The sequence below is a fragment of the Roseovarius sp. SCSIO 43702 genome, assembly GCF_019599045.1.
Taxonomy (GTDB): domain Bacteria; phylum Pseudomonadota; class Alphaproteobacteria; order Rhodobacterales; family Rhodobacteraceae; genus Roseovarius.
Genome location: NZ_CP080623.1, coordinates 2,860,738 through 2,882,747 on the forward strand (window position 1 = coordinate 2,860,738; position 22,010 = coordinate 2,882,747).

Below are 22,010 nucleotides of genomic sequence, written 5' to 3' on the forward strand. Positions count from 1 at the left end.
GTCAGGTCTCCTTTGTAAGTGTCTGGTAGATGTCGGGCAGCACCCGCACGAGCCGTCTGGGGTCCGGGAGAAGGGCGAACCCGCCGCGCCCGAAGATACGCGCGAACCAGTCCTGCCCGTCCTCGTCGATGACGATCCCGAAGACGCTCTGTCCAGTCGCCCGCGCCTCCCGGACAGCCATGTGACTGTCCTCGATCCCGTGCTGGCCTTCGTAGTGGTCGAGGTCGTTGGGCTTGCCATCGGTCAGCACGATCAGAAGCTTGCGCGCACTGGGCTCATCCGCGAGCTTCGCGCTCACATGCCGGATTGCCGCGCCGAGTCGCGTGTAATGCCCAGGCGTCAGCGCGCCGATATTCGCCACTATGTCAGGACCCATATCCGCATCGAACGCCTTGGCGCAGGTGACGAACACCCGATCTCGGCGCAGCGACGAGAAACCCCAGATCCCGAGGCGATCCCCGGTGGCGGAAATGCCGGCCGCAAGGGCCGTTGCGGCCTCGCGCGCCACCTCGATCACCGATGTGTCCCCGATCGCGGCCTCCGTCGATCGCGAGGTATCGACGAGAAATGCCACCGAAAGATCGCGCTCGATCTGCCGCGCGGCCTGCCAGATGCGGTCCGAGCCGCGCCCGGTGGCGACGAGGTCGGCACGCGCCGTCAGAAGCGCATCGAGATCGAGCTCGTCGCCCTCCACCTGTCGCGGCTGAAGGACGCGCTTCGGTCTCAAGGCTTCGAATTGGCGGCGTACTTCACGAATACGGCGCGGTTCAGGCTCGTTCGCACTGTTCTCGGGCGGCGCCGCGGGCGCTTCGAGCACCCGCACGTGATTCTTTAGATATTCACGCGTGCGGTGGTTCCACTCGGGATAAGTATACTCACCGGCGAGCGCCTCGTGCTCCGCATCCGACGGAGAAAGGTCAAGATGCAGCCGTAGCTTGGTCGCGGCCTTCCGGTCGTGCTTGGTCAGCGTGATGCGGTCCTGGTCGTCCGCGGCCTTCTGCGCACTCTCGTCCTCGTCGTCATGAACGCTGCGGCTGATATTCATCGATTCGACCCAAGACAGGATCGCTTCGAAGCGGTGCATTATGAAACTGTCACGACGGCGGGTCTGGTCGTGATCCTCACGCGCGCCGATCTTGCGATCCGTGCGCGCCGCCATGGGCGGCGGCTCGGCACTCGCCTCCTCTTCCTCCCCGGTTGCGGCATCGCCCGAGCCCGGATGCGCGAAATCGAGCCAGATCGGCACCGGTGCGAAAGGCATGTAGCCCCGGGCCTCCTCGGTCACGGAGATGTCCGCCTCCTGCCCGCCAAGCTGATCGCGAACCGCCCGCTCCATGATTGCCTCCCGCGCGGGGCGGCGCAGTTCGGGTCGCGCCTCGGCCGCGAGACGGGCCATTTCGCCATAGGCCGCCCGTAGCCCTGGACAGGTCGAGAAGGCCCGATCGGCCGCATCCGCGTTCAAGCGGATCTGTGCGCAATCGAGCGCCGGACCGGCGTGCGGGATGGCGGCCGCGGCCGGATCCGACACCGCAGCAAGCGCCGTGAGCCAGAAATAGGCGGCCCGGTTGAGCGCCCTGTCGGGAAAGGCCGCCATGATCGGCGGAAGCGACAGGCGTTCTCCATCGAACCGCGCACGCCATTCCCGCTCGCGCTCGGCACCCACCTTGCTGGAAAGCGCCCGGCGGTGCCGCACCGGTGTCAGCGGCGCTTCCACGATCTCCACGCCGCCGGCACCGCCGAGCGCGCGAAACAGGATCGCGACGCTGGGGCGCACCGAGGCCAGCGACACCGCGGCATCCAGATGGCCCGGCTTCTCGCCCATCCGGCTCGCAAGATCGTGCCAGATGTTGCCGACCGTCTCTTCCGGCTCCATGAGATCGAGGAGATGCATCGCCCGTTACCCGTAGATCGTGGTGACAAGATCGCGGAGCGCCACGGCGACATCCGGCTCGTCGGTCAGTGGCTCTATGATCGAGGCTTCGAGCGCCTGGTCGATGCTCATACCGCCCGCCATCATCGTGGCCGCATAGATCAGAAGCCGCGTCGAGACACCTTCCTCGAGATCCATGCCCGACAGCGCGCGGATCCGCCCCGCCAGTCGCACGAGCGGCGCCACCCGTCCGGGCTCGAGTCCGCTTTCCTGCGCCACCACGGCGATCTCGGTCTCCGCGTCGGGAAAATCGAAGGTCATCGCCACGAATCGCTGGCGTGTCGACGGCTTGAGACGCTTGAGCACGTTCTGGTAGCCGGGGTTGTAGCTCGCCACCAGCATGAAGCCCTCGGGCGCCACCAGTTCCTCGCCGGTCCGGTCGATCATCAGCGTGCGCCGCGTGTCTGTAAGCGGGTGAAGCACCACTGCCACGTCCTTGCGCGCTTCCACCACCTCGTCGAGATAGCAGATACCGCCTTCGCGCACGGCGCGGGTCAGTGGCCCGTCCACCCACACCGTCTCGCCTCCCTTGAGCAGGTAGCGCCCGATCAGGTCCGCCGCGCTAAGGTCATCGTGACACGCGACGGTATAGAGCGGCTTGCCGAGACGTGCTGCCATGTGCTCGACGAAGCGCGTCTTGCCGCAGCCGGTCGGCCCCTTCAGAAGAAGGGGCAAACCGTTGTCATGGGCCATCTCGAACAGTTCGCACTCACGCGCGACAGGCCGATAGAATGGCAGATGGGGTTTCGCTTGCATGTTCATCGCTCACTCTCCTGCGACGGGATTCGCGGACCCGGGCTCGATCACTTCGCGCTTGCGCACGACGAAGATCGAGTAGATGAAGACGAACGCGCCGATCACCACCGCGACACCCGCACCGAAGCGCATCAGGTAGAAGAGCGCGAGCCCGTCCTGCACTTCCATGTAATAGTCGCCCACAACGCGCTGCATATGCGTCTGGATCGTTCCCGCGAAGGTCAGCACGAAAGTCATGAACGCCATGCCGCCCGTCATCAGCCAGAAGCTTCCCATGTTGAGCACCTGGTTGTAGGGATCGCGCCCCCGCAGGATCGGCATCGCGTAGGTGAAAACCGCGAGGTTCAGCGCGACATAGGCGCCGTAGAACGACAGGTGCCCGTGCGCCGCGGTGATCTGTGTGCCGTGGCTGTAGAAGTTGACCCCGTGAAGCGTATGGAGAAAGCCCCAGACGCCCGCCCCGAAGAACGCGACGGTTGCCGCCCCGAGCGACCACAGAAGCGCCGCCTTGTTGGGGTGGTTCTTGCGCCCCTTCCAGACCATGACGAACGCGAAGGACATCATGAGGAAGAAGGGCACCACCTCGAAGGTCGAGAAGATCGAGCCGACCCACTGCCAGTAGCCCGGAAGACCGATCCAGTAGAAATGGTGCCCGGTCCCGAGGATCCCCGAGAAGAGCGCCGTGGCCACGATGACGTAGAGCCATTTCTCGATCACCTCGCGGTCAACGCCCGTCAACTTCAGAAGCAGGAAAGCCAGGATGGAGGCCATGACCAGCTCCCAGGTCGCCTCGACCCAGAGATGGACGACGAACCACCAGTACATCTTGTCGAGGCTGAGGTTGTCGGGGTTGATGAACGCGAAGATCCACAGCAGCGACAGAAGCCAGAGCCCCATCAGCAACACGCTTGTGATCGCCGTCTTCTTGCCCGCCAGCACCGTCATCGAGATGTTGAAGAGGAAGATGACCGCCGCCACGAGAATGCCGAACTTGACCCACAGGGGCTGCTCGAGAAACTCGCGTCCGCCGTGGATACCGACAAGGTAGGACCCCACCGCGCCCAGCGTGCCCACCACGAGGATGATAAGCTGGAGATAGGCGAGCTTGACCGAGTAGATCTCGCGCTCGCTTTCCTCAGGCACAAGGAAATAGGCCGCCCCGAAGAACCCGAGCAGAAGCCACACGATCAACGCGTTGGTATGGATCATGCGGATGATGTTGAACGGCAGAAGCTCCGAGAGGAAGTTGGGCGAGACATAGATCCACCCGGCGATCAGACCGCCCAGAACCTGGATGCCGAAAAGCGCAAGCGCACAGACGAAGTAGGCCAGCGCCACCTGTTGAGATTTGTATTTCATCGTTTCGATCTCCTTAGCCCGCGTCGGTGGGCGGCCAGCCCTGCGTGTCTGTCTGGTCTGCCCAGCGCAGGAATTCCGCAAGCGCGCGGGTTTCTTCCTCGGTCAGCTCGAAAAGCGGCATCTGCCGCCGTCCCTCGATCCCCGAGGGTTGCGACTGCATCCACGCGTCGAGAATTTCATATGCGCCTTCGGAATCCTCGAGGACCCCCCAGCGTGTCATCACGTTGCCGAGTTCGGGCGCGAAGTAGGCGCCCTCACCGTGGAGACTGTGACAGTTGATGCACGAATGGCGCTCCCAGACGTGCTTGCCGTGAACCACCTCCTCGCTGAGCGGCATTCCCGCCGTCGAGGTGTTGACCACGTATCTGTGACTGTGGACGGTCATCGCCACGAAGACCACGACGAAAAAGATCGAGCCCCCGTAGAAGATGTTGCGCGCCCTAGATTTCGTCAGAATTTCAGCCATGTCTTGGCCTCCTTGATCTCGGGATGCCCCCTTCTATCGCCCACCTGTCTCTAAAAGTTTGCGCCAGCGCAACCTTTGAAGGGGTCGTGCAGGTTAGCTTGGGCGGGACAAGGGAGATGACAATGCGCAGTCCACGCCTCGATGACCCCGATCTGCCGGTTTCCGACCTGATGACACACTGGCCGCAGACGATCGGCGTCTTTCTGCGGCATCAGATGCTCTGCGTCGGCTGTCTCGTGGGACCGTTCCACACCGTGATGGACGCGTGCGACGAATACAACCTCGACGAAGACGCGTTCTATGCGGAACTCAAGGAAGCGATCGAGGCGGATCCTAACCCTGGCTCAGAAGCATGAGCTTGTGCGGATCGCGCACCGTGATTCGCTTCCTCTTGCTCGCCACGAGACCGCGCTTTTCCCATGCACTCAGAAGGCGGCTTACCGTGTGGAGAGTGGTCGCGGTCAACTCGGACAGGTCCTGCCGCGTGATCGGAAAATCGATCTCGATCCCGTCGCTGACCTTGCGCCCCGTCTGGTTGATGAGGCGCAGCAATGCATTCGCCACCCGCTGCTCGACCTGCTGCGTGGCAAGCTCCACGATGCGCGTGTTCATCTCACCCATCCGGTTGCCTATGGTCTTGTAGGTCTCGGTCGCGAAGCCCTCGTATTCGGCCACGAACTGATCCCAAAGACGCATGGGCCAGCTCAGCACGATCGACTCAGCCGCCGTGATGGCCGTTGCCGGATAAGTGTCACGCCCAAGGGCGCGCGCGATCCCCAGAAGCTGGCCCGCCGGGATGTGAAGCGCCGTAACCTGTTCGCCATGCGGCGTCACGCGCACCACGCGCACGTACCCGTCAAGCAGCATGTAGAATCGTTCGGCCGGATCACCCTCGTCGAAAAGATGGCTATTCGCCTCGTATCTCCGGGAGGTCGCCTGGTCGAGGATTGTGCGGATCTGCTGCCGCTCGAGCCGCGAAAAAGGCGGCAGGTGCGAAAGCAGGCTCTCATCGAGTCGCGGCAGCGTCTTTTTCGAAGCGTTTTCGGTCATCCTCGCTCTTTGCCACAGGCTTTTCGTCAAGGCCAGATCAAGCGCACCACGAAAAGTCGCCGATAACTTGCGCCAGCACAAAGTGCTGCGCTGCAGAAATGCTAGATTCAACCTCGAAAGACAGTTCAGGAGAAGGACGAAAAATATGATCCGAACTTTCACAGCCGGTCTCGCAGTCGCGGCATTGATGAGCGGAGCCGCCATGGCGGAAACCTTCGAGGTGCAGATGCTCAACAAGGGGTCCGATGGCGAGCGCATGGTTTTCGAGCCAGCCTTCATTCAGGCCGAACCCGGCGACACGATCAAATTCATCGCGACCGACAAGGGCCACAACGCCGAAACGGGCAAGGATATGCTCCCAGAAGGTGCAGAGGGCTTCAAGGGCAAGATCAACGAAGAGATCGAAGTGACGCTCGACACCGAAGGCGTCTACGGCGTCATCTGCAAGCCGCACTATGCCATGGGCATGGTCATGACCATCGCCGTCGGCGATGTGGTGCCGCCCGAGGATTTCCTCGAAGGCCGCGTGCCGAAGAAGGCGATGGAACGCTTCGCGGAACAGCTTGAGAACTTCTGAGAGATTCCGGGACGGGCCGGATAGCGGCCCGTCCCCTTCAACCAACCTCATCCAAGGACAGGATAAATGACACGCTTTATCAACCCAGGGCTCATGAAAACCAGCCGCCGCAACGTGCTTCGCGGCTCCATGCTGGCGGGCGCCGCGGCGATGACCGGCGGGGCCGCCATGGCTGCCGCCCGTGCACCTCAGCCGCGCAAGGCAGATCAGGTGTCGCGCAATCTCCACAAGGCCGCCGAGAAGGTCAGCGCCGACAGCAACGCGAAACCTGCGGACCTTTCGGGCTACACCCGCGTCAAGCAGGAGCTCGTCGCACCTCCCTTCGCGCCCGAACACGAACAGGTGGCGACTGGCGGCCCCAAGATCGTCGAAGTGACAATGGACACCACCGAGAGGCTCATGGTCGTGGACGAGGATACGGGCGCATCCGTCTGGGCGCTCACCTATAACGGGTCGGTCCCCGGCCCGCTCATCATCTGTCACGAAGGCGACATGGTCGAGTTGACCCTGCGCAACCCCGCAGACAGCATGATGGAGCACAACATCGACTTCCACGCGTCCACGGGCGCGCTGGGCGGCGGCGGTCTCACCCACGTCTATCCGGGCGAGGAATGCGTGCTGCGCTGGAAGGCCACCAAGGCAGGCTGCTTCACCTATCACTGTGCGCCGGGCGGGGCGATGATCCCCTACCACGTCTGCCACGGGATGAACGGCGCCGTCATGGTCCTGCCCCGCGACGGCCTCAAGGACCGCGACGGGAACCCGCTGCGCTATGACAAGATCGCCTATATCGGCGAGCAGGACTACTACCTGCCGCGCGACGAAAACGGCGACTACAAGTTCTACGAGGCCGCAGGCGACGACTATGCCGACAGTCTCGAGGCTATGCGCACGCTCACGCCGACGCACTCGGTCTTCAACGGTGCCGTGGGCGCCCTCACGGGCGAAGGCGCGCTGAAGTTCAAGGTGGGCGAGACGGTGCTGATGGTTCACAATCAGGCAAACCGCGACACCCGTCCGCACCTCATCGGCGGCCATGGCGACTATGTCTGGGAAACGTCCTTCGGCGACGCGCCCCTCGTCAACATGGAGACCTGGTTTGTCCGGGGCGGCTGTGCGGCGGCGGCGATGTATACCTTCGAACAGCCGGGCGTCTATGCCTACGTGAACCACAACCTGATCGAGGCCGCGCTTCTCGGCGCAACCGCCCACTTCATCGTCGAAGGTGAATGGGACAACAACCTCATGGAACAGGTTGTCGAACCTCGCCCATTCTCGACCTGACGAAACCAGCCCTCAGAGGAGGCTGAAGAAATGACCACCGCCGCGATCCGTTTCCGTTCTCGACCCGTGTCCCTTCGTCCGGTCGTGGCGGGGCTGGTCGCGGCCCTGGTCATCGTCGGGGCCGCGCAAATGCTGCGCGGCCCCGCACCGCAAATGGAGAACCTGCCCGAAATGGCCGCGAAACCGTTCGTCCTCTCGGACGGGCGCGCCATTCACGTTCAGCGACACGAGGTCTCCGTTGCCGAATGGAACATCTGCCACGAAGCCGGCGGCTGCACGCTCGCCCTTCGAACACGGCCCGGTCAGGACGCCGCGACGACGCCTGCCACGGGGCTCAGTCATGCCGACGCAACCGAATACGTGAGTTGGATCTCCGCCGTGACCGGGCATGACTTCCGCCTGCCCACCGATGCCGAATGGACCGAGATGGCAAGCCCCGTGCTGCCCGAGGCGCCCGATCCGCTTTTCACCGATCCATCGCTCACCTGGGCGTCGTCCTATCTTACCGAAGGCATCGCTCCCCGCGCGCTCAAGCCGCAGGGCAGTTTCTCGACCTCGTCCGAGGGCATAGCCGACCTCGACGGCAGCGTCTGGGAGTGGACTTCGACATGCTACGCGGGTGAAGGCGGCGCCGCCGACCCCTCCCGCTGCCCCGCCTATTTCGTCGGCGGCGAGCATGTAGCGGCCATGTCCTACCTCGAACGCGACCCCGCACGCGGCGGCTGTGCTGTCGGCACCCCGCCCGCGCATCTGGGCCTCCGGCTCGTTACCGACGACCCCTTGCCCCGCTGACCCGCCTCAGATCGACTTTATCGATCCGCCATCTATGCGGATCTTGCTTCCCGTGACATAGGACGCGCGTTCCGAACACAGGAATGCCACCACGTCCGCGAACTCCTCGGGCCGGCCATACCGGCCCGCCGGGATCGCAGCGGCCGACGCGGCCGCCACCTCCTCGACCGGCTTGCCCGTCCGCTTCGAAGCCGCCGCATCAAGCTCGTCCACACGCTGAGTGTGAATACGCCCCGGCATGACCACGTTTACCGTGATCCCGTCGGCCGCCACCTCGTTCGAGAGCGACTTGGACCAACCCACAAGCGCCGAGCGCAAACCGTTCGACAGCGCGAGATTCGGAATGGGCTGCTCCACGCCTGACGAGGTGATCGTCACCACCCGGCCCCAGCCACTCTCCCGCATCCCCGGAAGCACCCGATTCGTCACGTGAATGAGGTTGGCCACCATCGTCTCGAAATGGCCCATCCAGTCCTCGCGACTTGCATCCGTCGTCTTTCCGGGTGGCGGCCCGCCCGCGTTGTTCACCACGATGTCGATGCCGCCCTCGGCCAGGAGATCGTCAAGCGCGGCATCTATCGCTCCCGCATCGGACAGATCGAGGCCGAGCGCCGTGACCTTGCCATCGGTCCCGTCCGCCCAGTCGCGGATCTTGTCCTCGCTTCGGGCTGCGGCCACCACCTCGGCCCCCTCCTCGGCCAGGACCCTCGCGATCGCGGCCCCCAATCCGCGGCTCGCGCCAAGAACCAGGGCTCGTTTTCCGGTCAATCCAAGGTCCATCAGGTCAACTCCTTCAATCTCTTGTCCTGACGCGCCAGAAGACGATCCACCTCGGCCTTCGCCGCCTCGCTCAGACCCGCACCGGGCTTGCGCAGCGCCGCGCTCTCGAGGATGCCCCGCTTCTTCAGCACGTATTTGCGCACCGCAAGGCCAAGGCCCGGCTGCTGTTCGTAGCGGATCATCGGCAGGTATGCGTCGAAGAGATCATGCGCGCGTTCCATGTTGCCCGCTTCCGTCGCGGCCACCACGTCGCGCATCATCTCGGGGAAGGCGAAACCGGTCATCGCGCCATCCGCGCCGCGCGCCATCTCCTCGGGCAGGAACACGCCGCCGTTTCCGCACAGGATCGAGATGCGACGCTCGAGTGCCCCCTCCTTCCTCAGCGCGGTGATCTTCTCCAGGCCGGGCCAGTCCTCATGCTTGAGACAGACGCAGGACGGCACCTCCCGCACGATGCGCATGATCACCGATACCGGGATCTGCACGCCTGTCACGAGCGGAAAATCCTGCAAGACGAAGGGCGTATCGCCGATCGCCTCGGCGGCCTGCGCGTAGTAGGTGAAGATCTGGTCGTCCGACCGCAGCGAGCCGGGCGGCGCGATCATCACACCGCCGGCCCCCTCGCCCATCGCCATATCGGTCAGCTCGCGCATCTGCGCGAAGCCGGGCGAGGACACACCCACCACCACTGGCACCCGCCCATCGACGCGCGAGAGCACACGCGCCACGAAATCGCGCGACTCCTTCATGCTGAGCTTCGGCGCCTCGCCCATCATGCCCAGCACGGTCAGACCCGTGGCCCCCGTCTCGAGATAGGTATCGATCATCCGGTCCGTACTCTCGAGATCGAGTGCGCCATCCTCGTGAAACGGTGTGGCGGCGATGACGTAGACGCCCCGCGCCTCTTCGGTCAGTCGGCTCATGCAGGCTCCTCCCTCCGGCTGCGATCCAGGATCATATGACGCACCATGTCCCGAAGCGTCGGGGATCACAACTGCATCAGCCGACTGCCCCGGCTCAGTCCCAGGGCTTCGGATCGTCTGGATGCGCCGAGGGGCCGCCGGGGCGGAACCGCACCGTGATTCCCCCGCTCAGGTCGATGTCCTGGTAGATGATCACCGGCGGCATGTTGATGCGCACGCGCTTGCCGGCATCCGCCGCGCGCCACGGGCGTTCGATCACCACGCAATCGGCCTCCATCCCGCCGTAGTCCCGCGCGGGCGGCACCTTGCGGAGGAACTGCAACCCGGTCAGAAGCGCCTCGTTGCCGAGGATCACCGCCGCAGGGTCAAGCACTCTCTGCGCGCGATTCTTGGTCAGGACGGACTGGTTCTCGCTCTCGGCCCAGACGCCGCAAATACCTGTTTTCCCACCTATTTCCTTCACCTCTGCGGCCACCGACACGCCGCCCGGCGACGTGAAGGTGCCCCCCGCGACCGCCGGGTCCGGACCGAGCCGCATCGACGCGACCGGCGTGCGCACCGTGCATCCGGCAACCACCGCAAGGCATAGCAACAGTGACAGTCTTCTCATCGAACCCTCCAGGCTCCCTGATCCCGAACCTAGCACGCCCGACCGCGAAAGCCATCATCCGCCCCGGGCGAACTCTTCGGTGGGTTTCAGCATTTCGGGATACCATTTCTCGAGCGCCGGCAGGAATGCCTCGCGGATGCGGCCGACCTGGGCAGGCGTCAGGTCCTCGCGCCAGACATCCGCACGCCCCTTGGCAAAGAAGCTCACCATGCCCTCGGGCCGCTCGGTAAAGCCCTTTTCCTTCTCCTGATTCTGCATTTTCGAGAATTCCGTCGCCTTGATCGCCGCGGCCAGCTTGCGCGCATCGACCTCCTGCCCCAGGAAATGCCCGATCAGCGCGCGCATCTCCCGCGCTGGTTTTGCCAGCATGTCCTCATAGCGGATCACCCGCTTCTTCAATCCCTCGGCCCCGGTCCAGTGACGCACGTGATCGTCCCACCGCCCGAGCAGGTCGAAAATGCCCGTGGGCGTGCCCATCACCGTGTCGGGATTCGCCATCCGGTCGATCGCGGTGTCGATATCCGCCGACTGGTGGCGCGCGAAGGACGGTGCGAGGTCGAAGGGATTGCGCAGGATATAGATCGCACCAGCGGTCACTTCCGGCGGAATGACATGGTCGCCGCCAAGGATCACCGGCTGGCAATGGGTCTTGACGAAATGATGCGTGGGCTTCGAGGCCGCGATGAGGCGTAGCGCCTTGCCACGCACCTTCATCCAGTCCACCAGCGTCTCTCCCCGATAAGGCGTGCCATTGGCCGCATCAAAGAAATCCTGCCGCACATCGGCGGTCGTGAACTGCCGCAAGTTATTGATATCCGGCGCCTTTCCGGGCGGCATGAAGTAGTGCGCCAGAAGGCTGCGCATCCAGGTATTGCCCGATTTCGGATAGGAGGCGATCCAGATCACGCGCTTGAGATTGCTCATCACCAATATCCGTGTTTCTTCATCGTCTTCTTGTGAATTCGCCGCATCTTCGTCACGAGATCCGGGTCGAGTTCCGTGCGCCACTGATCCTTCTCGCCGCGTGCGAAGAACCTCTCGCTTTGCGCCGATTTCTCGACGAAACCGCTCGTTTCTTCCTGTTTCGCGAGTTCCTTGAAGCTTGCGAAACCGACCGCCCGGTCAAGTCGCGCGGCGTCGACCGGGATGCCGATATGTTCGAGAACCTTGGTGAATTCGCCCTGCGGATCGGCAAGCATATCCTCGTAGCGCAGAACGAGCGTCGGGAACCGCGAGTTCTCGGTCCAGCTTCTGACGTGGGTCGACCATGATCCGAGATATTGCGCGACGGTCTCGTCATCGGGCGCGTTCGCGTTGTCGTCACGGCAGACATGCTCCACCGCCGTGGCATGGTCCATCCCGTAATGGCGCGCATAGGACAGCACCATGTCGAGCGGATTGCGCATGATGTAGATCGCGGACCGGGTCATCTCTCGCGGGATGAGCTCGACATGCTGAGCCCCGACGGCCACGTTCAGGTTGTGCGTCTTGACGAAGTTGACATCCGCGTTGTTCGCCACGATTCCGCGCAACACGCGCGGTCGAAGCGCCAGGATGCCGTCGAGGTCCCGGGTATCGACCGGCCTGCCCGCGACCATCCTGTAGGTCTTGGCGATCGTATCCCCCATGCAGAACCGGTGCGCCTCGTTGATGGCGAGCGGTTTCTCGGGGTTGGCCAGATAATTCGCGAGGAAGATCCGCGTCCAGGTGTTGCCCGACTTGGGATAGGACGCCAGCCAGATAATGCTTTTCTTCATCGCGGAATGGCTCCTTCGACTGGACCGCGCAAACGAAAACGAGGGGGGCTTTCGCCCCCCTCGCCTTTAGCAAACCAATCCGAGGATTAGAAGCTCAGGTTGATCGCGGTGCCGATGACCGTACCTTTGACTTCGGTGCCTGCCGTAGCTTTGTCATCAGCTTCGGCATAGATGGCGTAGATGTCCCAATCGACACCCGGGCCCAGGTCGCGGCTCGCGCCGATGCGGTAGGCGTTGTATTCCTGATCGCCAGCGGCGATGTCATACTCGCCCATGAATGCCAGGGCTTCGAAAGACCATGCGCCGGGGGCGTCATAGGTCGCGCCGATGCTCCAGCTTTGCTGGTCGACTTGGCCAGCGGCAAAGGGAGTGGAGCCCTGGTCGTTTTCGGCATAATGGGCGCCGACCGTGAAGTCGCCGAAGCCGAGTTGCGCACCGATACCCCAGGTTTCGGGATCGCTCGCACCTGCTGCAACAGCATCGGCGATACCGTAACGTGCACCGATGGTGACGCTGGTCGTGCCGAAGGTCTGGCTGTAGTAGGCGCCGATGTCCCAGATGTCCTCGAGCGTGGCGACGGTGTTGTTGTTGTGCGAACCAACCGCGTTGCCGCCGTTGTTACGCGCATACGAGATACCGAGCGTCAGACCGTTGAAGTCCGGCGTGTAGTAGCTGATGCGGTCCACGTCGTTGTTGCCACCGACTTCGGTGTAGGCCGAAACGCCGGCCTGACGGAACTGCCACGGCAGAGCGTTCGACAGCGGGATGAAGGCCGAGATCGAAGGCGAGTTGATGTACATCGAGGTGACGCCGGGAGCGGCAACCATCGACTTGTAACCAGCCGAGTTTTCCGAACCGACTTCGATGCGGCCAAGCGTGTCGCCCGAGATGATCATGTAGGTTTCGTCGATGCCATCGGCACCGCCGCCGCCATTTTCACCTTCGAACTGAACGTTGATACCGAAGGTCAGGCCGTTGTCGAGCGTGATCGACGGGGTGAAGTGGATCTCGGTCGAGCTGTGGAAAACCACGCCGTCGAAATCGTTCACGGCGGTGTTGTCGGTGACGTCGGCGAACGCGACGTGCTGGCTCATGAAGCCGCCCCAGTCCAGGTTCCACTCTTGAGCGGAAGCCGGAGCAGCAGCAGCAACGCCAAGGGCGATCGCGCTGGTGGTCAGCAGATGCTTTTTCATAGGTGTCCCTCCTAATAGCAGGAATGTGTTCAAGGTCCGCCGACCCGGAAGGGAACCGGCTTGACGTTGGAATGCGCCATTTGCCGTTTCAGGTCAACGAAGGCCCATCGCTTTGCCTGCATGTCGCCTCCGTTGTGGCGTTTTAATCACACGGATCATCCCCGCATCGAGCAAAAGCCGTGTTTTCACTGTGTTTACGCGTTTTTGTGTCGGACCGCCCCTCGCCGATTGCGGCGAAATCAAGGCAGGCGCAAAGCCCTCCTGTTGCCCGGAAGACGCGCTTTCGGCGTTCCCTCGCGGGGAATCGCGTCTGGCCACCGGGACGGTCCCCGATTCTCCCTCACCGTTCACGGGCTCACAGCGCCCGTAGCACCAACTCGACCACGATGACCGGGACCAGCAGGACGTGAAGCACGTGGTCGAACCAGTTGCTGCTCCCGAGCCGCAGAACCCACATTGCCTGTCCGGCGACCGCGACCACCGCGAGCGTGAGGTTGCCCGCCAGAAGCGCGAGGATGCAAAGCGCCAGCACCATTCCCGCCACCGGCCCCGCGCGATACCCAAGCGGATAGAGCGACAGTCGAAAGACGCCCATCGCCCCCGCAAGGAACCCGAGATAGGCAAGCAGGATCGTCAGAAGCTCCCAGCCGCTCCAGTCACCCAGTACCGGACCCGCCTCCGGCACCGCCGTGACCGCCATGTGCCGCAACGCGAGAATCGGCAACACCACGCCCAGCGGCTCCAGAACCGCCACCGCTCCGCGCACCACGACGCTGTCACGCAATCCCACTGTCGTCCCCACGCCGAGGACGACCCCCGCGAGCACCGCCATCTGCGCATCCGCCCAGGGCAGGATCAGCACGAAGCCAAGCCACCATGCGAGGATCGCCACGAAGACGAGGCTCACGATAGTTTCGGTGCGGCCCATCATTCCGCCTGCGCCTCGATCCAGCCAAGCGTCATGAGATGCGCCCGGATCCCCCGCTTCGTCCCGTGCGAATAACAAAGCGCGATCCGCCCCGCGCCCAGCCCGCGCAGCATCGGGTACCGCAGCGCCTCGCCATCTCCTTCGAAGCGATGACACCGCGTCCAGCTTTCTCCCCCATCCGCGCTCAGGCTGAGACAAAGGTCGTTCGGCGCCTCCGGGTCGTCATTCGCCGCCATCAGGATGCGCCCGTCCCCCAGGGCCAGCGCGGCCACCGGCGCGCTCGGGTTGAAGATCCCCGTCTCACGCACCTCGCTCCAGCTCCGGCCACCATCCTCGGTGCGACACGTCAGCAGCCTTTGACGTGTCACGTCGAAATCTCTCAGGAAAGCCACCGCGTGGTGCGTGTCGAGCGGCACCACCATGGGTTGGATGGGCTTCAACCCGCGGCCGTCCATCCGCCGCAGGTCGGCCACGCGCCCGTCCCGCGCGAATCGCACCCACAGCCCGTGCATCTGCCCCATCTCGAAATAGGCAGGCAGGGCGTGCGATCCGTCCTCGTAAGCGACCATCGGCGATTTCACGAGGTTCGAGCGCCCGAGGACCGGCGACATATCGAGCCGTCGGGCATGGATCGGCCCGGTCGGCCCCATCGTGACCCGCGCGACCGAAGCCATGGCCCAGCCGCCCACCGACACCACCGTCACGAAAAGGCCGCCCGGCGTCGCCTCGTCCTCGATCGTGTTGCCAAGCGTCACGACAAGCTGGCGGGGCTCCATCGCCTCTCCCAGTGCCGCGCGCGTCACCCGCCGCTCCGCCGCGCCGGCGATCCAGCGGCCGTCGGCCGCCCGCGTGATGCTCACCTCGAAGAGGTCCACATCCGCCTGCGCCTCCGCCGATCCTTCGAACCACATGACCGAAAACCCGTCCGCCCGGGTCAGGATCGAGGGGGAATGCGCCTGTCCGAGCGCGCTGTCATGATCGAGCACCGTCTCGAACTCCGCGCTGCCACTCGCGATCCGCGGCACGTCGGCAAACCGCCATCCGGACGCGCCATCGCTTCGCCATAGCCGCCACAGGCTCAGCGCCACGCTCACCGCCATGAGCGTCAGAATCGCCCCCGTGCTCACGCCTCCGCGTCGACCTTGAGGACGATCTTGCCGATATGTCCGCTTTCTTCCATCCGCGCATGGGCCTGCGCGGCATCGTCCAGCGCGAATTCCGAATCCATCACCGGCTCCACGCGCCCCGCGTCGAGAAGCGGCCAGACCTCGCGCTCCAGCGCCTCGGCAATACGCGCCTTTGCAAGATCGCTCTGAGGGCGCAGCGTGCTGCCGGTGATGGTCAGCCGCCGCACCATCACCTGCGCGAAGTTCAACTCGACCTTCGAACCTTGCAAGAAGGCGATCTGAACCAGCCGTCCGTCATCCACCAGGCACTTCACGTTGCGCGGAAGGTAGTCGCCCCCCACCATGTCGAGAACGAGATGCGCCCCGCCCTCGCCCCTGACGGCCTCAACGAAATCCGTCTCGCGATAGTTGATGGCCAGGTCCGCCCCCAGGTCGCGGCAGGCCCGGCATTTCTCGTCGGAACCCGCGGTCGTGAAGACCCGCGCGCCCCGCGCCTTGGCGAGCTGGATCGCGGTGGTGCCGATCCCGCTCGATCCGCCATGGACAAGAAAGCGCTCGCCGGCGCGCAATCCGCCGCGCTCGAACACGTTCGACCAGACGGTAAAGAAGGTCTCGGGCAGGCAGGCCGCTTCGCGAAGGCTCATCCCTTCCGGCACCGGGAGGCAATGCGCCGCGGGGGTCGCCACGTATTCGGCATAGCCGCCACCGGGCAGCAACGCACAGACCTTGTCACCGATGGACCAGCGGCTCACCCCCGGGCCCGTGGCGACGATCTCGCCCGCGCCCTCGAGCCCCGGAAGATCACTTGCTCCGGCGGGCGGCGCGTACATGCCCGCCCGTTGCAGCGCGTCTGGCCGGTTCACCCCGGCCCATGCCAGCCGGATCACCACCTCGCCCTGCCCCGGCTCGGGAACAGGCCGTTCGGTCGGGGTCAGGACGTCGGGCCCGCCCGGCTCGCGGATCTCCACCGCTCTCATCATCTTGCCCATTCGGCGAAACTCCTTGACTGAGGCTCAGTTCGGACCTGACCAGCGGCCCGGCATCCCCGTGCGTGCCGCCGACTGCGGCGCACGCACGCGGCTCATCAGGCGCTTCGGCCCGGCCAGCAGCGTCGACAGCACCTTGTTCTCGCGCATATCGGCCTTCACCTTCTCGATCTGCATCACGTCGTCGATGCGCCGATCAACGAAAGCGCGCGTCGCCTCCATGTTCTCGCTCGCATCGCCCAGCCAATAGAGAACCGCCGAGCTGTAGACGGCCGAAAGCGTCGCGCGCTTGGTATACCAGTTGATATCGCGTGACGTGTCGCCCAGCGCTGTCCAGATCCGGTCGCATGTCCCCCAGACCAGGCGCGCGCCCTCGCCCGCGTGGATGGGCTGCGCATAAAGGGTCATGCCGCGCCGCACCAACTCGCGATCCTCCACGACCTCCAGCCGCCAGAGGATCGCCGTGGCGATCCGGTCGCGGAAGCGCATGTTGCCGAGATCCGCCTCGGCGAGCCTCGCCTCCATCCGGGCATCGCCCTCCTCGTGGAAGGCCCGCGCCAGATCGACCGCGCCTCTCGGACAGGCCGCGTGCGCCACCGACATCTCGATACCGGCCTCCTGCGCCGCGGCGCGAAACGCCGCCTCGCTCCAGCCCTCGAACGGCACATGTGGCTTGATCGCCTCGAGAAGTCTTTCCTTAACGGTGGCTCCGGTCATTCCGCACCCTCCTTCGCTTCACCCCGAAGCTTACCGCGCACTCCGGACCGGCGAAACCGTTTTCCCGCCTCACACGTTCCCCCGTTTCTTTCCCGGGTAGAGTATTCCGGTCGAAGGCGTGGCCAGCCGTCTTCCCGTCTGGATGGCAACGGCTGCACGCGTGCGCATGATCGACCCTTCCACTCGATTTCACGTATAGACGTAAATGCTGTTGAGATGTTTCTTGGGAGGGATCGCTGGCCCGCTCTCGCGAACAGCGAAGCCGCAAGAAGAAGAGGTACTCGATGCACGTTCTGAACGGTGCGGATCTGGTCGAAGTCCCGTGGAAGAACGGGGGCGGCGTCACCCGCAACATCGCCGAGGGACGGATAGGCGAACAAGGCACCTGGCGTCTCAGCCGTGCGGACGTGGCCGAGGACGGCCCGTTCTCCAACTTCGCCGGCTTGCGCCGCATCCTCACCGTCGTGTCGGGTGCGGGGATGGACCTGGTGCATCCGGGCGGCGCGCTGCGCGCCGCGCCATTTGCGCCGGTCGCCTTCGGTGGCGGGCTTGCCGTCACGGCGCGACTCTGGGACGGGCCGCTCACGGACCTCAACCTGATGTTCGACCCCGCACTCTGCGACGGCACTGTGGAGTTGCGACGCGGCCGGGAAACCCGCAGGACCACGCCGCCGGACCATGGCCTGACCGCGCTGCACGTCCTCTCCGGGCAGCCGCGAATCGACGAGGCGTCATTCGTGATCGCGGACACGATATTCCTGACAACGCCCGTAATGGTAACGTTGCAGGACGGCGACGCCCTGCTCGAGATCACCCTGCGCAGCCTGTCCCCGAGCGCGCACATGCGGCTTTGCATCGTCGGGCGGTAGCGCGCGGCTGATGCTGCGCCGGCCCGCTACCAGCCGCCGAAGCGCGGCCATTCCATCAGCGGCCCGCCCTCTGCCGGAAGCACGTGATAGCTCGTGTGTTGCGCCGCCGTGGCACAAGCGTGGTTGGGCAGGATGCGCAGGCGGGTGCCGATCGGCAGATCGGGCATGGACGCACCCGACCCGGGCCGCAGCGCGATCGTCCCATGTTCCTGACTGGTCTGCGTGACGATCAGATCGGGGATCGGACGCCCCGTCTCGTCGCAGACCAGACCATAGCCCTGATCGACCTCCTGCGCCGCCGTGCCGCGATCGCGCGAAAGGGCCATCCAGCCCGCGTCGACCATGATGGATCCGCGTGCGGGCTGGTGACCGATGACCGTCGTCAGAACCGAAAGGGCAATGTCGTCCACCGCGCAGACATCGATGCCGGCCATGACCAGATCGAAAAAGACATAGACACCGGCACGCAGCTCCGTCACGCCGGTCAGGTCCTTGGCAACATGAGCCGTGGGCGTCGATCCGGCGCTGACGACGGGACACGGCAGGCCGTTTGCGCGCAGGGCATCGGCCGCGGCCACCAGCGCCGCGCGCTCGGCCTCGGCGAACTCGGCCTGGGCCGCGCGGCCCACCGCGCCATAGCTCTGGCCCGCGTGGCACAGAACGCCCGCAAGCTCTGCGCCGCCGCCATGCAGTATCTCTCCGATCTTGATGATCTCGGGATCATCAGGCGCAAGACCGCTGCGATGCCCATCGCTGTCGATCTCGATCAGCGCGGGGATCGCGATGCCCGCGTCGGTCGAGGCGGCCGCAACCGCGCGCGCCTGCACGTCGGAATCGACCAGCACGGTCAGGCGGCAGCCGGCGCGGTGGAGATCGAGAACGCGCTCCAGCTTGTTCAGGCCGATGCCGACGCCATAGGTGATGTCGCGAATCCCGGCGGCGGCGAAGACCTCGGCCTCGGCCAATGTCGAGACCATGGCTGGCCCGGTGCCGTCCGCGAGGACACGGCGTGCGACATCGACGGATTTCGCGGTCTTGAGATGCGGCCTCAGCGGCACGCCGAGACGCGCGGCATGGGCCGCCAGCCGCTCGATGTTCCGCGTCATCCTGCCCTCATCAAGGATCAGGCAGGGCGTCATCAGCTGCGCAAGTCTTACATCGGTCACGGCGATTCTTCCTTTGTGAGAGATTGATCTCAGTAGCGGGTCGTCATGCGGTGACCGGGCCGGTATGTCAGCTTGACGAAGGTATTTGCATCCCCCTCGAACCACGTCGCCCGTTCGATCGTGAAAAGGGGTGCGCCGGCGTCGCAGCCGAGAAACTCGGCGAGTGACGTATCGGCTAGTGTCGCCGAAAAGCTGATCTCCGCGGTCGAGAAGGGAATGGTCGCGACCAGCCATTCGTTCGGGCCCGTTTGCATGAAATCAGCCTCGCGCGCCTGCGGCAACGCCTCCAGGTTGATCCACCGATCCTCGTGCTGGAAGGGATCGCCGTTGGCATAATGCATGCACACGAGATGCAGCGCTCGCGCCCCCTCATCCAGTTGCAGACGCGCGCGGAGCCAATCTGGCGCCTCCTCGATCGCGCGCGACGCAAGGCTATAGCGATACTCGGCCCCCTTGTCCTCGATCTCGCGGCGCACCAGTGGAATGTCGAACCGCGCCTGCCGTACCGGGCTGGACCGCACGCGCGTTCCGGCCTTGCGACGCCGCTCGATCAGCCCGTCATCGGCCAGCTCGCGCATCGCCCGATTGACCGTGGCCCGCGCGCACCCGTAGCTTTCGGCAAGCTCGATCTCGTTCGGAATGAGGCTTCCGGGCGCCCAGTGGCCCTTGGTGATCTTCGACAGGATATCCGCTTTGACCTCGCGATAGGTAGCTTTCATGGCGGGGGCCTTCGCTTAAGTTCATGCTATTGAGCTTATAATCTAGATTTTTCACCGCACCAAGCCCGCCCCGCGCAAGGATAGTTGAGCCAAGCTAAACGGCGACGCAGCGCACCTGCACTTGTCGGCCTATCGCCATAGCGGATCGCCCCATATGATCTAGACATAACCCTCTTTCTGCGGACAAAACTGGCGTCATGAAAGCAATTCTGTCGATCATCCTGAAGCGATTGCTCGTCGGCTGCGTCACCCTCTTCGTCGTGACACTCATCATCTTCGGCGCGATCGAAATGTTGCCCGGCGACATCGCCACCGAGGTTCTGGGGCAGGCCGCCACCGAAGAGAGCCTGAACGCCTTTCGCGAGAGATACGATCTGAACCGTTCGCTTCCCGAGCGCTACCTGTCATGGCTGGGCGGCGCGGTGACGGGTGATTTCGGCATCAGCCTCGCCAATCAGCGCCCCATTTCCGAGCTGATCGGACAGCGCGCGGCCAACACCTTCTTCCTCGCAGGCTATGCAGCGGCGATCGCAGTCCCGATTGCGGTGGTCGCCGGGATGCTGGCGGCGCTCTATAACGGGTCGCTTTTCGACCGGATGCTCAGCAGCTCGACCCTCGCCGCGATCTCGTTTCCCGAGTTCTTCGTGGCCTATATCCTCATCCTCATCTTTGCCGTCGCGCTCGGCTGGTTCCCGAGCCTTGCCAATGTCGATCCCGGCATGGGGCTGGGCGAGCGGCTGTATCTGACGTTCCTGCCGGCGATGACGCTTACGCTGATCGTGCTGGCTTACATGATGCGGATGACGCGCGCGGCCATCCTGAACCTTCTGGCCCTGCCCTATATCGAGATGGCGCATCTCAAGGGGATGAAGCGCTGGCGCGTGATCGCGGTCCATGCGTTGCCGAACGCGCTCGCGCCGATCATCAACGTCATCGCGCTGAACCTCGCCTACCTCATCGTGGGCGTCGTGCTGGTCGAGGTGGTATTCGTCTATCCCGGCCTCGGCCAGATCCTCGTCGATGCCGTGTCCAACCGTGACGTGACCGTGGTGCAGGCGGCCTGCCTGATCTTTGCTGCCACCTACATCCTGCTCAACCTTGTCGCGGACATCCTGTCGATCATCGCCAACCCGCGCCTTCTGCATCCGAGGTAGCAGCCCATGCAACAGATACTCCACGCGCTGCGCGATGCGCCGGTCTCGGCATGGGTCGGAATCGCCATTGTCACTCTCTACGCCATCCTCGCCATCCTCGCGCCGCTGCTTGCGCCCTTTCCCGAGGCGGCGTCCATCGGTGCGCAATACCAGCCCTGGGAGGCGCCGCACTACCTCGGAACCGATGCACTCGGACGCGATGTGCTGTCGCGGCTTATCTACGGCGCGCGCAATACGGTCGGCATCGCCCTCGTGACGACGGCGCTCGCGTTTCTGCTGGGAACCAGCATGGGCCTCTTGGCGGCGATCATCGGCGGCTGGTTCGATGCGCTGACCGCGCGCGTGGTCGATGTGCTGATGGCGATCCCGCCGCTCATCTTTGCCCTCCTGATCCTGACGATCACCGGCACCTCCGTGCTTGCGCTGGTGCTGGTCATCGCCGTGCTGGACAGCACGCGCGTCTATCGCCTCTCGCGGGCGGTGGCGCAGGGGATCATGACGATGGATTATATCGAGGTCGCGCGGATGCGCGGCGAAGGGCTTGGCTGGTTGATCCGGCGCGAGGTGCTGCCGAACGCCGCCGCGCCGCTCATCGCCGAGTTCGGGCTGCGCTTCTGCTTTGTCTTTCTATTCATCTCGGCGCTGTCGTTCCTCGGGCTGGGCCTGCAGCCGCCGACCGCCGACTGGGGCGGCATGGTCCGCGAGAGCGCCAAGCTCATCGGTTTCGCCAATTTCTCGTCCTTTCAGGCGGCAACCTTCGGCCTCGCGCCGTTGCTGCCGGCAGGGGCCATTGCCCTGCTGACCATCGGGGTGAACCTGATCGTCGACTGGGTGCTGCACATGTCCTCGGGCCTCAAGGAGTAACGC

At 64.5% G+C, this 22,010-nt stretch carries 24 protein-coding genes; 7 read left to right on the top strand and 17 right to left on the bottom strand.

Annotated features, from left to right (window positions below; translation table 11 throughout):
* Position 1: 1 nt before the first annotated feature.
* Genes K1T73_RS14230 through K1T73_RS14245 form a run of 4 tightly spaced genes read right to left on the bottom strand, consistent with a single transcriptional unit; the run spans position 2 to position 4,511 of the window.
* Positions 2 to 1,891, bottom strand: a complete 1,890-nt coding sequence (locus tag K1T73_RS14230; RefSeq protein WP_220601333.1) for a nitric oxide reductase activation protein NorD — start codon at positions 1,889 to 1,891, stop codon at positions 2 to 4.
* Between the two features lie 6 nt (positions 1,892 to 1,897).
* The gene (locus K1T73_RS14235; RefSeq protein WP_220601334.1) at positions 1,898 to 2,692 is read right to left on the bottom strand and encodes a CbbQ/NirQ/NorQ/GpvN family protein; all 795 of its coding nucleotides are present in this window, start codon (positions 2,690 to 2,692) and stop codon (positions 1,898 to 1,900) included.
* Positions 2,693 to 2,695: 3 nt separating this feature from the next.
* Positions 2,696 to 4,045 carry a cbb3-type cytochrome c oxidase subunit I gene (locus tag K1T73_RS14240; protein ID WP_220601335.1) on the bottom strand — a complete coding sequence of 450 codons (1,350 nt, stop codon included), beginning with the start codon at positions 4,043 to 4,045 and terminating at the stop codon, positions 2,696 to 2,698.
* Positions 4,046 to 4,058: 13 nt separating this feature from the next.
* On the bottom strand, positions 4,059 to 4,511 hold the full coding sequence (locus tag K1T73_RS14245) for a cytochrome c (protein WP_220601336.1): 453 nt from the start codon (positions 4,509 to 4,511) through the stop codon (positions 4,059 to 4,061).
* 122 nt (positions 4,512 to 4,633) lie between these two features.
* Here K1T73_RS14245 and K1T73_RS14250 point away from each other — a divergent pair, with 122 nt between their 5' ends.
* The gene (locus K1T73_RS14250; RefSeq protein ID WP_220601337.1) at positions 4,634 to 4,867 is read left to right on the top strand and encodes a DUF1858 domain-containing protein; all 234 of its coding nucleotides are present in this window, start codon (positions 4,634 to 4,636) and stop codon (positions 4,865 to 4,867) included.
* On the opposite strand, the gene K1T73_RS14255 is transcribed toward K1T73_RS14250, so the two are convergent.
* Positions 4,845 to 5,561, bottom strand: a complete 717-nt coding sequence (locus tag K1T73_RS14255) for a Crp/Fnr family transcriptional regulator (protein ID WP_409077714.1) — start codon at positions 5,559 to 5,561, stop codon at positions 4,845 to 4,847. The genes K1T73_RS14250 and K1T73_RS14255 overlap by 23 nt on opposite strands.
* A gap of 145 nt (positions 5,562 to 5,706) precedes the next feature.
* On the opposite strand from K1T73_RS14255, the gene K1T73_RS14260 reads away from it, so the two are divergent.
* The 3 genes from K1T73_RS14260 to K1T73_RS14270 all read left to right on the top strand — a co-directional run bounded on the left by K1T73_RS14260 (position 5,707) and on the right by K1T73_RS14270 (position 8,214).
* Positions 5,707 to 6,138 (top strand): pseudoazurin, encoded by a 432-nt coding sequence (locus K1T73_RS14260; protein ID WP_220601338.1) that lies wholly within the window; start codon positions 5,707 to 5,709, stop codon positions 6,136 to 6,138.
* 66 nt (positions 6,139 to 6,204) lie between these two features.
* Positions 6,205 to 7,422 (top strand): copper-containing nitrite reductase, encoded by a 1,218-nt coding sequence (gene nirK, locus K1T73_RS14265; RefSeq protein ID WP_220601339.1) that lies wholly within the window; start codon positions 6,205 to 6,207, stop codon positions 7,420 to 7,422.
* Between the two features lie 30 nt (positions 7,423 to 7,452).
* Complete coding sequence (locus tag K1T73_RS14270) at positions 7,453 to 8,214, top strand: SUMF1/EgtB/PvdO family nonheme iron enzyme (protein ID WP_220601340.1); 762 nt, start codon at positions 7,453 to 7,455, stop codon at positions 8,212 to 8,214.
* Positions 8,215 to 8,220: 6 nt separating this feature from the next.
* Here K1T73_RS14270 and K1T73_RS14275 read toward each other — a convergent pair whose 3' ends face one another.
* From K1T73_RS14275 to K1T73_RS14320, 10 genes are all read right to left on the bottom strand, one after another.
* Positions 8,221 to 8,994, bottom strand: coding sequence for an SDR family oxidoreductase (locus tag K1T73_RS14275; protein ID WP_220601341.1), 774 nt, complete (start codon positions 8,992 to 8,994; stop codon positions 8,221 to 8,223).
* The gene (locus tag K1T73_RS14280) at positions 8,994 to 9,917 is read right to left on the bottom strand and encodes a dihydrodipicolinate synthase family protein (protein WP_220601342.1); all 924 of its coding nucleotides are present in this window, start codon (positions 9,915 to 9,917) and stop codon (positions 8,994 to 8,996) included. The genes K1T73_RS14275 and K1T73_RS14280 overlap by 1 nt, the downstream gene beginning before the upstream one ends.
* A 94-nt stretch (positions 9,918 to 10,011) precedes the next feature.
* A complete protein-coding gene (locus K1T73_RS14285) occupies positions 10,012 to 10,527 on the bottom strand; it encodes a hypothetical protein (RefSeq protein ID WP_220601343.1) in 516 nt (171 codons plus the stop codon).
* Positions 10,528 to 10,581: 54 nt separating this feature from the next.
* The gene (locus K1T73_RS14290) at positions 10,582 to 11,451 is read right to left on the bottom strand and encodes a sulfotransferase domain-containing protein (protein ID WP_220601344.1); all 870 of its coding nucleotides are present in this window, start codon (positions 11,449 to 11,451) and stop codon (positions 10,582 to 10,584) included.
* Complete coding sequence (locus tag K1T73_RS14295) at positions 11,451 to 12,284, bottom strand: sulfotransferase domain-containing protein (protein ID WP_220601345.1); 834 nt, start codon at positions 12,282 to 12,284, stop codon at positions 11,451 to 11,453. The genes K1T73_RS14290 and K1T73_RS14295 overlap by 1 nt, the downstream gene beginning before the upstream one ends.
* 86 nt (positions 12,285 to 12,370) lie before the next feature.
* The gene (locus K1T73_RS14300) at positions 12,371 to 13,477 is read right to left on the bottom strand and encodes a porin (RefSeq protein ID WP_220601346.1); all 1,107 of its coding nucleotides are present in this window, start codon (positions 13,475 to 13,477) and stop codon (positions 12,371 to 12,373) included.
* 355 nt (positions 13,478 to 13,832) lie between these two features.
* Positions 13,833 to 14,408, bottom strand: coding sequence for a hypothetical protein (locus K1T73_RS14305; RefSeq protein ID WP_220601347.1), 576 nt, complete (start codon positions 14,406 to 14,408; stop codon positions 13,833 to 13,835).
* Positions 14,405 to 15,532 (bottom strand): exo-alpha-sialidase, encoded by a 1,128-nt coding sequence (locus K1T73_RS14310; protein ID WP_220601348.1) that lies wholly within the window; start codon positions 15,530 to 15,532, stop codon positions 14,405 to 14,407. The genes K1T73_RS14305 and K1T73_RS14310 overlap by 4 nt, the downstream gene beginning before the upstream one ends.
* Complete coding sequence (locus tag K1T73_RS14315; RefSeq protein WP_220601349.1) at positions 15,529 to 16,521, bottom strand: NAD(P)H-quinone oxidoreductase; 993 nt, start codon at positions 16,519 to 16,521, stop codon at positions 15,529 to 15,531. The genes K1T73_RS14310 and K1T73_RS14315 overlap by 4 nt, the downstream gene beginning before the upstream one ends.
* Before the next feature lie 24 nt (positions 16,522 to 16,545).
* Positions 16,546 to 17,235, bottom strand: a complete 690-nt coding sequence (locus tag K1T73_RS14320) for a COQ9 family protein (RefSeq protein ID WP_220601350.1) — start codon at positions 17,233 to 17,235, stop codon at positions 16,546 to 16,548.
* A 284-nt stretch (positions 17,236 to 17,519) separates the two neighbouring features.
* Here K1T73_RS14320 and K1T73_RS14325 point away from each other — a divergent pair, with 284 nt between their 5' ends.
* Positions 17,520 to 18,104, top strand: coding sequence for a HutD family protein (locus tag K1T73_RS14325; RefSeq protein ID WP_220601351.1), 585 nt, complete (start codon positions 17,520 to 17,522; stop codon positions 18,102 to 18,104).
* Between the two features lie 26 nt (positions 18,105 to 18,130).
* Here the strand turns inward: K1T73_RS14325 and K1T73_RS14330 are convergent, their stop codons facing one another.
* A complete protein-coding gene (locus K1T73_RS14330; protein ID WP_310794396.1) occupies positions 18,131 to 19,270 on the bottom strand; it encodes an alanine racemase in 1,140 nt (379 codons plus the stop codon).
* Between the two features lie 29 nt (positions 19,271 to 19,299).
* Entirely contained in the window at positions 19,300 to 19,989 is a 690-nt protein-coding gene (locus tag K1T73_RS14335) for a GntR family transcriptional regulator (protein WP_220601352.1), read from the bottom strand.
* Positions 19,990 to 20,186: 197 nt separating this feature from the next.
* On the opposite strand from K1T73_RS14335, the gene K1T73_RS14340 reads away from it, so the two are divergent.
* A complete protein-coding gene (locus tag K1T73_RS14340) occupies positions 20,187 to 21,143 on the top strand; it encodes an ABC transporter permease (RefSeq protein WP_220601353.1) in 957 nt (318 codons plus the stop codon).
* A 6-nt stretch (positions 21,144 to 21,149) separates the two neighbouring features.
* Complete coding sequence (locus K1T73_RS14345; protein WP_220601354.1) at positions 21,150 to 22,007, top strand: ABC transporter permease; 858 nt, start codon at positions 21,150 to 21,152, stop codon at positions 22,005 to 22,007.
* Positions 22,008 to 22,010 lie beyond the last annotated feature (3 nt).

Bases quoted from the DNA above. Each gene is read 5' to 3' on its own strand.
- K1T73_RS14250 (WP_220601337.1), top strand. From the start codon at position 4,634: ATGCGCAGTCCACGCCTCGATGACCCCGATCTGCCGGTTTCCGACCTG.
- K1T73_RS14230 (WP_220601333.1), bottom strand. From the start codon at position 1,891: ATGCATCTCCTCGATCTCATGGAGCCGGAAGAGACGGTCGGCAACATC.
- K1T73_RS14300 (WP_220601346.1), bottom strand. From the start codon at position 13,477: ATGAAAAAGCATCTGCTGACCACCAGCGCGATCGCCCTTGGCGTTGCT.
- K1T73_RS14240 (WP_220601335.1), bottom strand. From the start codon at position 4,045: ATGAAATACAAATCTCAACAGGTGGCGCTGGCCTACTTCGTCTGTGCG.
- K1T73_RS14270 (WP_220601340.1), top strand. From the start codon at position 7,453: ATGACCACCGCCGCGATCCGTTTCCGTTCTCGACCCGTGTCCCTTCGT.
- K1T73_RS14340 (WP_220601353.1), top strand. From the start codon at position 20,187: ATGAAAGCAATTCTGTCGATCATCCTGAAGCGATTGCTCGTCGGCTGC.
- K1T73_RS14260 (WP_220601338.1), top strand. From the start codon at position 5,707: ATGATCCGAACTTTCACAGCCGGTCTCGCAGTCGCGGCATTGATGAGC.
- K1T73_RS14315 (WP_220601349.1), bottom strand. From the start codon at position 16,521: ATGGGCAAGATGATGAGAGCGGTGGAGATCCGCGAGCCGGGCGGGCCC.
- nirK (WP_220601339.1), top strand. From the start codon at position 6,205: ATGACACGCTTTATCAACCCAGGGCTCATGAAAACCAGCCGCCGCAAC.
- K1T73_RS14305 (WP_220601347.1), bottom strand. From the start codon at position 14,408: ATGATGGGCCGCACCGAAACTATCGTGAGCCTCGTCTTCGTGGCGATC.
- K1T73_RS14275 (WP_220601341.1), bottom strand. From the start codon at position 8,994: ATGGACCTTGGATTGACCGGAAAACGAGCCCTGGTTCTTGGCGCGAGC.
- K1T73_RS14235 (WP_220601334.1), bottom strand. From the start codon at position 2,692: ATGAACATGCAAGCGAAACCCCATCTGCCATTCTATCGGCCTGTCGCG.
- K1T73_RS14345 (WP_220601354.1), top strand. From the start codon at position 21,150: ATGCAACAGATACTCCACGCGCTGCGCGATGCGCCGGTCTCGGCATGG.
- K1T73_RS14280 (WP_220601342.1), bottom strand. From the start codon at position 9,917: ATGAGCCGACTGACCGAAGAGGCGCGGGGCGTCTACGTCATCGCCGCC.
- K1T73_RS14325 (WP_220601351.1), top strand. From the start codon at position 17,520: ATGCACGTTCTGAACGGTGCGGATCTGGTCGAAGTCCCGTGGAAGAAC.
- K1T73_RS14285 (WP_220601343.1), bottom strand. From the start codon at position 10,527: ATGAGAAGACTGTCACTGTTGCTATGCCTTGCGGTGGTTGCCGGATGC.
- K1T73_RS14335 (WP_220601352.1), bottom strand. From the start codon at position 19,989: ATGAAAGCTACCTATCGCGAGGTCAAAGCGGATATCCTGTCGAAGATC.
- K1T73_RS14255 (WP_409077714.1), bottom strand. From the start codon at position 5,561: ATGACCGAAAACGCTTCGAAAAAGACGCTGCCGCGACTCGATGAGAGC.
- K1T73_RS14295 (WP_220601345.1), bottom strand. From the start codon at position 12,284: ATGAAGAAAAGCATTATCTGGCTGGCGTCCTATCCCAAGTCGGGCAAC.
- K1T73_RS14320 (WP_220601350.1), bottom strand. From the start codon at position 17,235: ATGACCGGAGCCACCGTTAAGGAAAGACTTCTCGAGGCGATCAAGCCA.
- K1T73_RS14245 (WP_220601336.1), bottom strand. From the start codon at position 4,511: ATGGCTGAAATTCTGACGAAATCTAGGGCGCGCAACATCTTCTACGGG.
- K1T73_RS14290 (WP_220601344.1), bottom strand. From the start codon at position 11,451: ATGAGCAATCTCAAGCGCGTGATCTGGATCGCCTCCTATCCGAAATCG.